Source organism: Robinsoniella sp. KNHs210 (genome assembly GCF_000686105.1).
Taxonomy (GTDB): Bacteria; Bacillota; Clostridia; order Lachnospirales; family Lachnospiraceae; genus Robinsoniella; species Robinsoniella peoriensis.
Genome location: NZ_JMLZ01000002.1, coordinates 4,162,333 through 4,175,230, shown reverse-complemented (window position 1 = coordinate 4,175,230; position 12,898 = coordinate 4,162,333). Strand labels below are relative to the sequence as shown.

9 protein-coding genes are annotated in these 12,898 nt (G+C 42.5%); all 9 read right to left on the bottom strand.

The features are described from left to right. Window positions 1-135 precede the first annotated feature (135 nt). Window positions 136-807, bottom strand: a complete 672-nt coding sequence (locus tag CD03_RS0124590) for an L-2-amino-thiazoline-4-carboxylic acid hydrolase (RefSeq protein ID WP_242849153.1) — start codon at window positions 805-807, stop codon at window positions 136-138. 264 nt (window positions 808-1,071) lie between these two features. Continuing rightward, complete coding sequence (locus tag CD03_RS36475; RefSeq protein ID WP_052377961.1) at window positions 1,072-6,921, bottom strand: beta-L-arabinofuranosidase domain-containing protein; 5,850 nt, start codon at window positions 6,919-6,921, stop codon at window positions 1,072-1,074. A 642-nt stretch (window positions 6,922-7,563) separates the two neighbouring features. Further along, window positions 7,564-7,764, bottom strand: a complete 201-nt coding sequence (locus tag CD03_RS0124575; RefSeq protein ID WP_027295882.1) for a Spo0E family sporulation regulatory protein-aspartic acid phosphatase — start codon at window positions 7,762-7,764, stop codon at window positions 7,564-7,566. A 218-nt stretch (window positions 7,765-7,982) separates the two neighbouring features. Continuing rightward, window positions 7,983-8,303, bottom strand: coding sequence for a helix-turn-helix domain-containing protein (locus tag CD03_RS0124570; protein WP_027295881.1), 321 nt, complete (start codon window positions 8,301-8,303; stop codon window positions 7,983-7,985). Between the two features lie 125 nt (window positions 8,304-8,428). Then, window positions 8,429-9,358: a thioredoxin-disulfide reductase gene (gene trxB / locus CD03_RS0124565; protein WP_027295880.1), complete on the bottom strand. Its 930-nt coding sequence runs from the start codon at window positions 9,356-9,358 to the stop codon at window positions 8,429-8,431. A 16-nt stretch (window positions 9,359-9,374) separates the two neighbouring features. Next, complete coding sequence (gene trxA / locus CD03_RS0124560) at window positions 9,375-9,707, bottom strand: thioredoxin (protein WP_027295879.1); 333 nt, start codon at window positions 9,705-9,707, stop codon at window positions 9,375-9,377. Window positions 9,708-9,748: 41 nt separating this feature from the next. Beyond that, window positions 9,749-10,000 carry a DUF6132 family protein gene (locus CD03_RS38345; RefSeq protein ID WP_052377960.1) on the bottom strand — a complete coding sequence of 84 codons (252 nt, stop codon included), beginning with the start codon at window positions 9,998-10,000 and terminating at the stop codon, window positions 9,749-9,751. Window positions 10,001-10,233: 233 nt separating this feature from the next. Continuing rightward, window positions 10,234-11,232, bottom strand: a complete 999-nt coding sequence (locus CD03_RS0124550; RefSeq protein WP_052377959.1) for an ABC transporter substrate-binding protein — start codon at window positions 11,230-11,232, stop codon at window positions 10,234-10,236. A 33-nt stretch (window positions 11,233-11,265) separates the two neighbouring features. Beyond that, window positions 11,266-12,891 (bottom strand): response regulator, encoded by a 1,626-nt coding sequence (locus CD03_RS0124545; RefSeq protein WP_027295877.1) that lies wholly within the window; start codon window positions 12,889-12,891, stop codon window positions 11,266-11,268. Between the last annotated feature and the right edge of the window lie 7 nt (window positions 12,892-12,898).

The following is a 12,898-nucleotide window of genomic DNA, read 5'->3' as shown; positions in this document are numbered from 1 at the left end:
AATAGAAACAGAAAAAGATACGGCTCTTCAGAATTAAAAACCGTATCTTTTTCTTTATTCAAAAATGGTATTGATAGAGATTTTTCCCATTCAGTTTACGTTACATTCCCAAATAGCGGGTGAATTCCAATTATATTATTTATAATAATACAGTCTGCACACTTCATCTCCCTTAGCAATACTTTTCAATAACTTTAATTTTCCGCCATAAGCCTCCCCAATCCCATGATCACCGCACATGGCTATATCGCATAAATCTGCAATCTCCTCATCTGTACAGCCAGCCTTCTGCCAGGCCTTGACCAATGGACAGTAATGAAAATCAATTGCCAGGACCTTATCTGTGCTTTTCCTTATCTTCATCTCGAATACCCACTGGGCAGGTTTTGTAAACAGCGTTTTTCGCAATCCGGTCAGACTGTTCGTCCCGCCGGTTTTTATTAAATCATTTCCCTGTGATAAACCGCACCGCTTAATTGCCGCACTTCCAAAATCTTTCCATTCAAGCCCCCGCTTACCCGCTTCATCACAAAGCAGATAAAGCCATGCTGCTCTTTGCTCCAGCTGCCCTCTGACCGCCTGTATAATAGGGTTTTTAATGGACGGCTCATTGGTTACGATGCTGTGTCGGCTTCTCGGCTTGTTTTCCTTCTGTTCTGCCATCTCTTTTACGGTCTGTTCTGTCATCTGATCTGCCATCTGATCTGTCATCTGATCTGCCATCTGATCTGCCATCTGATCAGCCATCTGTTCTGCCATCTGATCTGCCATTTTATCTGCCATTTTATCTGTCATATCCTCCGCCATTCTGAATACCTCCTCCGATTTATGTGTATATCTGCTCAAATTTCTTTATATATTATCTTAACACACTCTTGCCCGATTAAAAATCATTAATTTTTTGATATTTCAAATTAGACTGTTCATTGGACTCCAGCTTGAATTCAAAATAATATACGTGTTAACGCGTTAACATGCAGCTGTTAGAAAGCAGTTTTGAACCCCCTTCAGATACAGAAAATCCCCCTTAACAGATCTTCTCTGCCAAGGGGAATCTTATTTATTGCTATTCTATTTTACCTTAACTGTTTTTACCGTACTCCATTTACTATACACCTTTTTGCCCATAGAATTTGTTGTATATCCTCTTGCCCTTACATAATATGTCTTTTTCTTCAGGCCTTTGATTGTATAAGAAGTATTCTTGGTAGTTTTCGTTGCCGGCTTACCCTTGAAGGTCTTCTTTAAGGAATATTGAATCTGATATCCGGCTGCCGCTTTATCTTTTGTCAATGTTACTTTTATTCTGCCCTTAGTACTTTTCGCAGACTTAATCTTCGCTCTTCTGCCAACCAGAGTTAATGCATTGGAATCCTTCTTTGCATTGTTTCTGGCATCTGCAATTGCTTTATCTGCTGCCGCCTGTGCTGCCTGAGCCGCTTTCATTGCACTTTCAGCTGCCCTTTGGGCTTTTTCTGCCGCCAGCCTGGCTTCTTCCGCATCTTTTTTCTTTTGCGCTGCATCAGCTGCCGCTTTCTCAGCTTCTTCCTTTGCTTTTTTGGCTTCCTGCGCTGATTCTGCTGCTGCTTTTGCTGCCGCTTCCGCTGCTGCTTTCGCTGCTAATGCATCTGCTCTTGCTGATTCTGCTGCTGTTTTTGCTGCTATGGCTTCCGCTTTTGCTGATTCTGCTGCTGTTTTCGCTGCTATGGCTTCCGCTTTTGCTGCTTCCGCAACTGCTTTTGCTGACTCCGCTGCGGTTTTCGCTGCAGCTGCATCATTTTTAGCCTTTACCGCTGTATCTCTTGCTGCTTCTGCTGCCACCTTTGCAGCAACTGCATCGTCTTTTGCCGATTCCGCTGCTTTTTTTGCGGTCTCCGCTGCTTTTGCTGCTGTCTCAGCTGCACCCTGGGCTGTTTTCGCTTCGTTTTTTGCTGTTTCGGCTGCACTTTGAGCTGCTACTGCCTTTTCTTTTGCTTCTTCTGCCTTTTTCTGGGCTGCTTCAACATTAGTCTGGGCTGCTGCTGCTTTTACCTGAGCATCCTCTGCTTTTTTCTGTGCTGCCTCTGCTGCAAGTCTCGCTGTCTCTGATTTTCCTGCCTCTGCCAATGCCTTATCTGCTTCGGTTTTTGCTCTGTCTGCCTCCGTTTTAGCTTTATCCGCTTCGGTCTTTGCTTTGACTGCTTCATCTGCCGCTTTCGCTGCTTCCGTTGTAGCTGTATCTGCCGAAGCTGCTGCCGCTTCCGCATCTGTTTTTGCTTTTATGGCATCTTCTTTTGCTGCATCCGCTGATTCCTGAGCTTCTTTTGCTGCTTTAATAGCTGCCTGCTTTGCTTCTTCTACAACGTCGGTCACTTCATTATTCAAACCTTCTATTGCTTTCTTAAGATCATTAATGACACCGTCACGCTCCGGGAATGTAAGGCTTGCATATTCCACCCTTTCTTCCGCTATCACAATTGCATTTTGAAGTGCTGCAAAGCTTTCATCTGTATATATTTTAGGATCATTCTTGTATGCCTTCGCTTCCTCAATTGCAGTTTCCAGCGGTTCGCGTTCATCACACAGATTGAACGGCAGCAGTGCATCCATTGCTCTGTTTAAAGCTTCTGCTGCATTGTCGATCTCGCTCTGTGCAGGAACTTTCGGATCGTTGTCATTTACTTTTCTGGAATCCGCTTCTATTGCCTTGAAATTATTCCAAGATTTACGGGTATACTCGGTATACTCATGCTCATCCCATAACTTATCGCTGGTGTTTACCGGATTAACCTTTTCATTTGCAGTGTTCAGAGCTTCTTCCAAAGCTGCTCTCTCCAGCATTACCAGTGATTTCATTGCATTATCAATTGCGAAAATATGGTCTGCAGTTTCTTTGTCCGTATAAACGCTGCCGTCTTTATAAGCCCGGGCATCGGATATCTTACTGCTCAGAACACCAAAACTTTCCGGCGTATAATCTGCTTCCGCCAAAGATCCTGCTTCCGTTAATTTCTCCTGAAGCTTTGAGATATCCACAGCAACTGCTTCTAAGTTGTCAATAGCTTCCTCAAGGGATGCGATTGTACTTTCCAGCTGATCTGCTGTTGTATCTACACTTTGATATACCGCTGCTGCTGCTGTCAGTACTTCATTTATTGCTGCTATGCTCTCATCCGTGTACATTCCGGAGCTGATCCTGTCCGTTACGTCAGTGATTTTTTGAAACAGCGGAGTTTTATCTACACCTGCATTTTCTTCGGAAGCAGGAATATAGAAATAAGTTGTATATGCCGGAACACCAGCAAAATAGTGCGGAACAAAAGTTTTTGGTGCTGCATCTCCTCCCGTAGTTCCAGGCACCACATTCACGCTTAAACTAGGTACATTTCGGGTTGGCACTTCTCCTGACGTGCCGCCTGTCATGGTCTCCGGCGCATTTATGGTAACGTTTGTACCTTCTCCTGTTGTAAGATAGGAGTCAAGTTCAATTCTGGACAGACTGGCTACATCCGTTGATGCCATAACCAGCGGTCCGTTCATAAGGGAACCGTACCACTCGGAATCACATTTACCTGGCAGGTAATCAACATTAAAGCCAAAAGGCATGGTGACTACGATTTCATCCGTGGATGACCAGGATCTCACACCAGTGGAAACATAGGAACTTGGCTCATAACTCTCTGCCAGAGAGGTTCCGTTGAGTTTAATATCGAAATCTTTTGTTGCCCAATAAGGAACACGGAATTTCATTTCGAATTCCTTTGTTTCCGCACCAGGTGTTACCATAAATGTAGATTGCTCAGACGGGAATACGCAGGACTGCTGGATTGTCACATCCTGTTCCTCCCACCTCGCTGTGGTAGGCATATACAGTCCAACATAGAAGGTCTGCTCATCTGCTGAGGTGAAATAAGCAGCTTCCTGGTATTTAACGTGATTCTCAGTCCCGGTGCCGGAACAGCAGGTGTTACCGGGATTGGTTGCATTGCCGGTACTTCTTTTTCTGGTGCTGTTCGGATAAATAGAATATCCGTAGGATACCTGGTTGGATTTACTGCCTGGTACAATGGATCCTATGATCTGGTTATAAAGCAGACGCTCGTAGTAGTCCATATATTTCGCATCGTCCGGATTATAAGTATTAAGATCCTTGGTTAGCTTAAGCATATTGTAAGCTGCACAGGTCTCACAGATTTTGTCTGAGTTATTGGTATTGACAACCCCAATCTGATTGTATGTGCCCGCAAACTTCTCTTCATTACTGTTGTTGCCTCCCACACCGCCGATGGTGAAGGAATAGCGTCCAATTATATAATCCCAGAAATTTTCTGCTATATTGTAATATTTGGCATCATTGCTTCCCTTAAAGTTCCAGAGTGCTCCGATGATCTGTGGTATATGCTGGTTACAATGCAAGGTTCTGATAGAGTCTCTGTTATCCGCAAGGGATGAGAAGAACGGGATATTGCCCGTATCACTGCTGGCTCCATTATTATCAAAGCACATGGAAGCTTCCAGCAGTTTCGCAGAATCATCTTCATTACCCTGGGCCTTCATAATATCGGAAAGTCTTGCCAATGTTTCATTCACACCGCCAAATTCTCCTGCAATGTATAAAGCCCACATACTGTCACGGTATCCTGGTGAGTTAGCGTCCGGCCGTGTCCCAGCTTTTGTGCAGTAATGGAGTCTGTTCCATACCCACATCCCCATATCCTTTGCAATGGCAAGGGCTTTATCTGCCACTGCCTGCTCTTCAGTACTTCCGCCGTCCAGAGCATAATAGATGTCAACGAGTCCTGCAAGCTGCTTATGCAGGGAGTAATAAGGTGCCCAAACGCCGTAGTTCTCCATGTTTCCATCATAAGGAGCGTAGTTCTCTATGAGTATAAGATGTTCTGGCTGAATTGCATTAATATATCCGTAACCAAATAACGAAGGATCTCTGGGTGCCGTTGCATCATCCATTAAACGGACATTTGTCATTGCCTTTACTTCACTGTCCGTCGAGTATCTGTCACGCGCTTCCCTGAATCTGTCTTCTGTAGGCAGTTTGACAAATGTCATCTCCTGCATCTCACGCATTTCATCCGTCATTCTTTTCATTCTGCTCATAAGCTGGGACTTTTCATCATCGGTTGCACCGGATGCGTAAGCAAATGCAAGTCCGGACAGGTAATGCCCATAACCGTGTCCTTTCAGCTTTGTTGTTCGGGAATCCCATCCGCCTGGTGCCGCGTAACCCTCCGTACTAAGTCCGAAAGTCTCCCGGTAATTATAAAGCATACGGGTTACGTCTACCCCCAATATGTATTCTATCTGATTGTCTCTGTTTAATGTCAGCCTGTTAGCCTCACCATCAGGGTCATCTTCAAGGGTCACTTCATTCAATGGTAAAGTTTGCACAAGCGGATTGTTTGACGGTACAATAGCCTCTCCATCCACAACCGTGATTTCCGCAGTAACCTGATATCCGTTTGTAATAGCATTATCACCCAGCACATTTCCGTTCATGGTATAGGTATGTCCAACCGGATATTCTGCCTGTGCGGTCTGCGCTGCAGTGGTATAGCCTTCCCAGCTGACCCTTCGCTGTTCAGATTCTCCGTTGCTATAGAGTACCTTTACAAAGTTTGGCAGTTTAGGAGCATCACCCACCGGACATTCAATTATGATCGGCTCGCAGGATACAATTGATCTGCCTGCCCCCGGATATGCCGGAATCGTAACTTCCCAATCACGTGTGACAGATGCACTCCCAAAGGTAGCCGTAGCGGTTAGTTTAACCTTTGCATCCGCTTCTCCTGATGGTGGTCTGAGAACATTTCCATCTGTCCATAAGTATTTAGAATTTTCTGTATTCCATGTAAATACAGATCCAAACCGACCCTCCTGGGGGAACGTAAAGTTTGTTGTTCTGTCCGTAACGCTTCCGATGTCGATGGCTTCCAAATCCGTTGTGGCGATTTTCTCGTCATCCATATCAGCAAATACAGAGAATTCAAATTGTTTTGTTGCGATGAAATCTCCATTTTCCGCAGTAGCTGTGATCTGGCCTGTGGCATCGGGTTCACCATTTGCCGGGCGGGTCACTTTACCATCATTGCCTAAAGCGGGATCCGTAGATTCTGACCAGGTGATCGTACTTCCGTTAGATCCAACTGACGGAAGCTCTACATCACTCAGAAGTTCCATAAGGAAGTCTTCCTGGATCTCGGCTAAATCTGCTACAGCAGGATCCACATAACCGAATACTTCCCACTCGCTTATACCGATGCCGGGTGCTGTGCCGGAATTTCTTTCCGCCTTTATACTCAACCGTACCCCTTTTGTAATAATCGGGCTGTCCAGATTAACTACATTCCATTTGGTATTGGCTCCCCAGCGTTTTGGTGACGGCCATGGCTTATTGGCTTCCGCACCGCCTTCACCGGTAAATGCTGCCGAATTACCATCGGTTCCAACGGAACCATAGTCAACCCATTCATCATTTACCAAATACTGAAGGTTACAATCCCTGGCCCAGCGAACGCCTCCATCTGTGTAAATCCACCACATAACCCGCATGGATTCCAACACTTGCGGCTGATTCCATGTATACTGAATCCAAACCGGATTATCCGGATTACCGTATTGGGTCCCCCATGTGTTCCATACAGATCCGGTACTGCCGCTTGCAAGTTTCCCGTTGTTTGCATTTGCTGCCACCGAACTTCCGTTGGCGTATGCCGCTTCTACCTTTGCGGAAAGTGCAATATTACCATCTTCAGCGCCATATGGATCAAGCCTCTCAAGATCCTGAGGTACAGCTGACAGCTCATTTAGATACGGTGAAGCTGCTGCGGGCAAAACCACGCTGCTGATCATGGATAAAATAATCAGTAATGAAACAATCATATTTGTTCTTTTCTTACGTAAACTTTTTGTGCTTTTTCTTAACATTATTTCTCCCTTCTCCATTAAACAACACAATTAATGATTGCGAAAGCCTGTTTTTCTTATTACCCGGCTCACCTCCTGACCTTTTATACTTTTACACCGGAATTCTAAAAGATGTCACGCTATCCCGGTATTTGTTAACACAGCCATGCAAACCTGATTACACGTCTACGGAAACAATCTTTCATCATAGAAAAACCAATAATGTCCCTATTGTTAACGCCTAATATAAAATATTGCATTTATTTTAAATTAGGAACATTTTTTTACGTAAAAAGTAATAATATGACTAAATATTTTTTTCATAACCAAACTGTTTCATCATTTATTTTATTCTATCAAATATTTCAAAAGAATGCGTTCGATATTTTTTGATAAAAGTGCGATATTTTTCCTTTTTTACATTTTTTATCAAGCTATCCTCAAATACATCATATATTTGGTTACTTCACGCTTACTATATTTTATTTTTTACATATATTAATCTAATTTTCAAAATTCATAAGTATTTTTTATTAATTTTTTTAATATTTTGCACATAAAAATGCCAGAGTACTGGTCACGCCTCAGCCTCTGGCATTAATCTGTTGAAATAAGATTCCATTATACTTCTTCATTCTAACCATTACAATCTCAATACTTATCTTAATATGTTGAATGCTGTTCCATGCATTCCTTTAGCTCCACAAATCGATTCATATGTCCATCCACTTTTCTGCTGGCTTCTAAAATTTCATCCGACGTAAGATTCCTCCCTTCTTCAATCAGACGCTCCAGCTTTTTACTGTCCATTTCCATTGCGTACTTGTACCAATTCTTTTGAATATTCTGTAACCATCTCTTCATACGTTTATCTCCTTTATAATGCTGATAGTGTGTGAGTAGTTCTAATAGAGTTAGTATAACACATCTGCCATGTCGAAGTCTGTCGAAACAAGTGCGAAAATCCGGTTTTTTTCTAATATTTTGTAAAAAAAAGCAGCAGACAAAACCATATCTTTGGTTTTATCTGCTGTTTGCTTACACTATTCTTTTTTATTACTGATCATCGAACAAGTAAGGATTTATTGTTTTGCTTCCTTTACCAGAACTTCAATTACATGGAAGATTCTATCCTGCTCTTTTGGGGCTAACTCTTTCATGATATCTACAAAAGCGGAAGCTTTGATTTCAGCGCCTCTGTCTAAAACATCTGACAGCAGCATATCTGAGGTCACCTCCAGTGCATTTGCAATCCGTACAAAAGTTTCCAGACGTGGTATTTTAACGCCTCGTTCGATGGCACTCATATAGCTGCTGCTGAGTCCTGTCCTTTCTGCAAGCTCTTCCTGCTTCATGCCTCTTTCTTCTCTGCACCTTTGTATTCTTTTTCCAATTCGATTCATTTATTCCTGCCTCATTTGTAATATATAGTATTCTATATCCCTGGAAAATCCTTACATTTATAAGAAAAATCCTTTCCCTGATATACTGATATTATATACCTGATGCACACTTTTGACAAGAAACTCTATTCCGAAAGCATATCAATATATTCTTCTGCAAATTTTGAAGCTACAGCTCCATCCGCCGTTGCAGTCACGATTTGTCTAAGGGGTTTCGTCCTTACATCGCCTACCGCAAATACTCCCGGCAGATTGGTCCTGGTTGTCTCATCTGCCACAATATATCCCCCGCTATCCAGGTCTGTCTGACCTTTAAACATATCTGTATTTGGAATTCTTCCTATGGCAACAAACACACCGTCACATGCCACTTTGATGTTGTCCCCGCTTTCTGTATCTTCTACTACTACACCGGTTACTTTCTGATCATAGAGTATTTCTTTTACTTTTGCATTCCAGATAAATTCTATATTTAAGCTCTGTTTTAAAGCAGACAAATAACTTTTAGAAGCTCTTAACTGATCTCTGCGGTGAACCAGATAAACCTTATTGCAAATCTTGGATAAAAACAGTGCGTCTGCTACAGCAGTATTGCCTCCGCCTACCACCACAACTGTCTTATTGCGGTAGAACATTCCATCGCAGGTAGCGCAATATGCAACGCCCCTGCCTTTTAGTTTCTGTTCTTCTTCCAATCCCATTTCTCTTGGATTTGCTCCCGTTGCCAATATGACTGTCCGGGCTAATAGATCTCCTTCACTGGTATGAATTACTTTGGGCTGCGCATTTAGATCCACGGACTCTACTTCTGTAAATAAAGATTCTACTCCAAACCGCTCGGCTCCCTGACGCATCTTTTCTCCCAGTTCATATCCATCTACACCTTCTTCAAAACCGGGATAATTATCCACCTGGCTTGTTGTAGCCATCTGGCCGCCTGCCGAAAGCTTCTCTATTACAAGTGTTTTTAAATTTGCCCTTGCGCTATATAATGCGGCAGTATAACCACCTGGTCCTCCGCCAATTATAATCACATCTAATATCTTCTGTTCCATGCTGGTCACTCCTCTCCTACTCTTTCGTAATCCCCAGTTCCTTCATCCAGCCTTCTATCTGAGACTTAGCCGTAGGTGCTACCAGCGGTTCGCCTGCTGCCTTTCCATTTTGGAATGCAATCAGTGTCGGTATCGTCATAACATCAAATTTCTCTGCCAGTTCCGGTTCATCATCAATATTGAGCTTACCAACTTTTAAAATATTCTGATATTCTTCTGCAATCTGATCAACTGAGGGTGCAATTCTTTTGCAATAGCCGCACCACGGTGCCCAGAAGTCTACTACCGTAATTTTACCTTCTTCTATTTCTCTGTTAAAATTTTCCTTTGTTAATAATGTTCCAGCCATTTGTATTACCTCCACTTTCTGTTTATCTGCTTGTTTTTAATTTATTTCTTATCGACATCCATTGCATTTTCTATGGAATTTTTATCCTTAGGTGCCGGTTCCCAGAATCCAACCGCAAGAATCAATCCGATTATCCCTCCAAAGACCATACTTTTCATAGGGTCTGAAGTAATGGCACAGGTACCGCTGATGCACCCGATCTGCCAGTAATATAGATATCCGGCAGCTATGCCTCCCAATATAAAAATCAGAGGTTTTATAAATCTTTTCATCGTTTTCCTGTCAAATCCCATAGTTGCCTCCTTTGTATATCCATATATATGGATCACAATTTTTTATCTGTAACTTTTTTAGTTTCATTTATACTGTAATTATAATGGTTACAGTATGGTTTGTCAATATATTTTCTAAATTTATTTATTTCCAGATTCAGACAAGAAAAAAGCCTGCGGATTCCAAAACCTTTTCGGATTGTTCCACAGACTTTTTTGAAGTATTTCTTTGTTTCTTCGTATTTCTTTGTTTCTTAATATTTCCGGTTGGGAAGTTCCTTTGCCGCCGTCTCAGAAGGATAAATTCCTTCTTCTACATATTGAAGTTTATCGACGGACTCTCCGCTCATAATTTTTTTTGCAATTTCCGCCACCCGGGGACCATGCAGAGGATTACATTCTATGGAAACGTTTAATTTTCCTTTTATCATAGCCTCAAATGCTGCTTTCACTGCATCAAAAGATACGATGGCAATGTCTTTACCGGGCTTCTTGCCTATCTCTTCTATTGCTTCAATTGCTCCAAATGCCATATTGTCATTCTGGGCTATCACCACATCAATATCCGGATTCTTCTGAAGACAGTATTCCATCGCTTTTTTGCCCTTAGTCTGAATAAAATCTCCCAGCTGCTCAGATACGATCTCATAGTTCTGATATTTTTTGATTGCTTCGTTAAATCCCTTGGTACGGCCTATTTCGGCAGTCGATCCTATTGTACCTTTTAAGATTGCAATCTGATGGTGATCACTTCCCTCACCTCGTGCTTCCATATATTTTACCAGCCAATCCGCTGCGGCACGTCCCTCCTTCTCAAAATCAGACCCGACCCAGCATGTATACAGAGAATCATCCTTTACATTAATCATTCGGTCTACGACAATTACCGGTATCCCTGCATCCTTTGCCTCTTCCAGCACAGTATCCCAGCCATCTTCCGTGACAGGTGCAATCACAATGACATCTACCTCCTGTGAAATAAAATCCCGGACTGCTTTGGTCTGGTTCTGCTGCTTTTGCTGTGCATCGGAGATCAGAAGGCGGAAACCATTTTCCACACTCAATGCTTCTTTCATCGATTCCGTATTGGCAATTCTCCAGTCAGATTCCGCTCCGATCTGGGCAAACCCTACTGTTATCAAGTTTTTTTCTTCGGCAGATATTGTTTCTCTGTGATTCTTTGTTATAGTGCAGCCTGCCAGGAGTATACTTGCTATTGTAATACAAAGTATCCATATTTTTTTCTTTTCCATTTTCCTACCGATCCTATTTTGCAACAAACTAGTTTATACCACACTTTTCATTCGATAATCTTTGGGGGTACATCCTACTTCTTTCTTAAATATGTAATAAAAATAATGCGCATCCCGATATCCCAGCCTGCTGCCTATATCCGACGTCTTCATACTGCTGCACCTGAGCATCTCTTTTGCTTTATTAAGCCTGGTCTGTGTTAAATACTCTACAAAAGTCTTGCCCTCCACCTGCCTGAAGACTCTGCTAAAGTGATTAGGGCTTACATTCACATAGGCAGCAACTGCATTCAGGGAAATCTTCTCATCACCATAATGCTCATTGATATAATCTTTCGCATCTTCGATCCAGCCTTCTAACCGGCTTTTGGACATCTGGTCACGCGATTCAATGCAGAGATCCACAATTTTTATAAGATAATTTCTGGTCAGCTCCCGGGAACTGATATTCGTAAGAAGATCGCCTACTTTTGTATGATGTTCTTTTAAGCGCTCTTCCTTGTTCCCAATTTTTTTCAGAAACCGGAGGGCTGCAAAATTCGTATCCAATACTATATATTGGCGAAAGATCATAGAATCCATGTTTGCTTTCCCTATACTTTCGATATAGGTATCTATAAAGTCTGCCACCTCCTGTTGTGAGCCGTTTTTGAGAAAGTCTTCCAGGATATCCTTGTCCATCCTGCCCAGGTCAATCTCATCCATATTCATCCGCATTCCCTGATCTTTGTCTATATCCTGAAGCTCTGCGCTGAATACCACATTCTTTGTCTGGTCAAACAACCTGTACGCAAATGCCTTATTTGCCTGATAATAGCATTTTGTTATATCCCGCAGCCTTGTAAAGCATTGCCCTATCCCGGCAAAATACCGGTATCCGGTCCACGTCAGGGTAACCTGATCCAACGTTTTAAGGATTTTGTTTACGACGCATTTCAGCTCATCCCGGTCTTTTCCCTTGACAAGAATTGCCCCGCCTTCTGATTCCCGGTTAAAGTATACTGCCTTGCACTGCTTTTCCTCCAGCTTCTCTGCTATTATATTCATGATGTCCTGTTCGCTTAATTCTACCTGTACATCTGTTTTCTCCTTCCAGCACTGAAACAGGATTATATTATACTCCTTGGCTGCAAGGTCAATCTCAAGCTGCAGCCCTCTGGATATAATTTCCGATACAGAACACCTGTCGGATATCATATCGTTAAATAACTGGTTCTTTTTCAGTATTCTTTTTTTCTCACGTTCCATTTCATAAAGTTCAATATACTTTCTCTTCTGTTTTTCTATTTCGATCTGTTCTCTGACCTGAATCATGATATTCAAAAGCTTTCTGGCATCCACAGGCTTTGACAGATAATCAACAATACCGATTTTCAGTGCCCTGTTGGCATAGACAAAATGCTCAAATCCGCTAATGATAATAATCTTAATCTGCGGCATTTCCCTTTTCACTAATTCACTAAGTTCCAGTCCGTCCATAAACGGCATCATAATGTCTGTAATCAGCAGATCCGGCTTCGTTTCCTGGATCATCGGATACGCTAATTCGCCGTCACCGGCCTCTCCAACCAGACACAGTCCATTTGCCTCCCAGTCAATCCTGCGCTTGATCCCTTCCCGGATGACAGTTTCGTCTTCCACTATAAAAACTTTTATCATAATAATT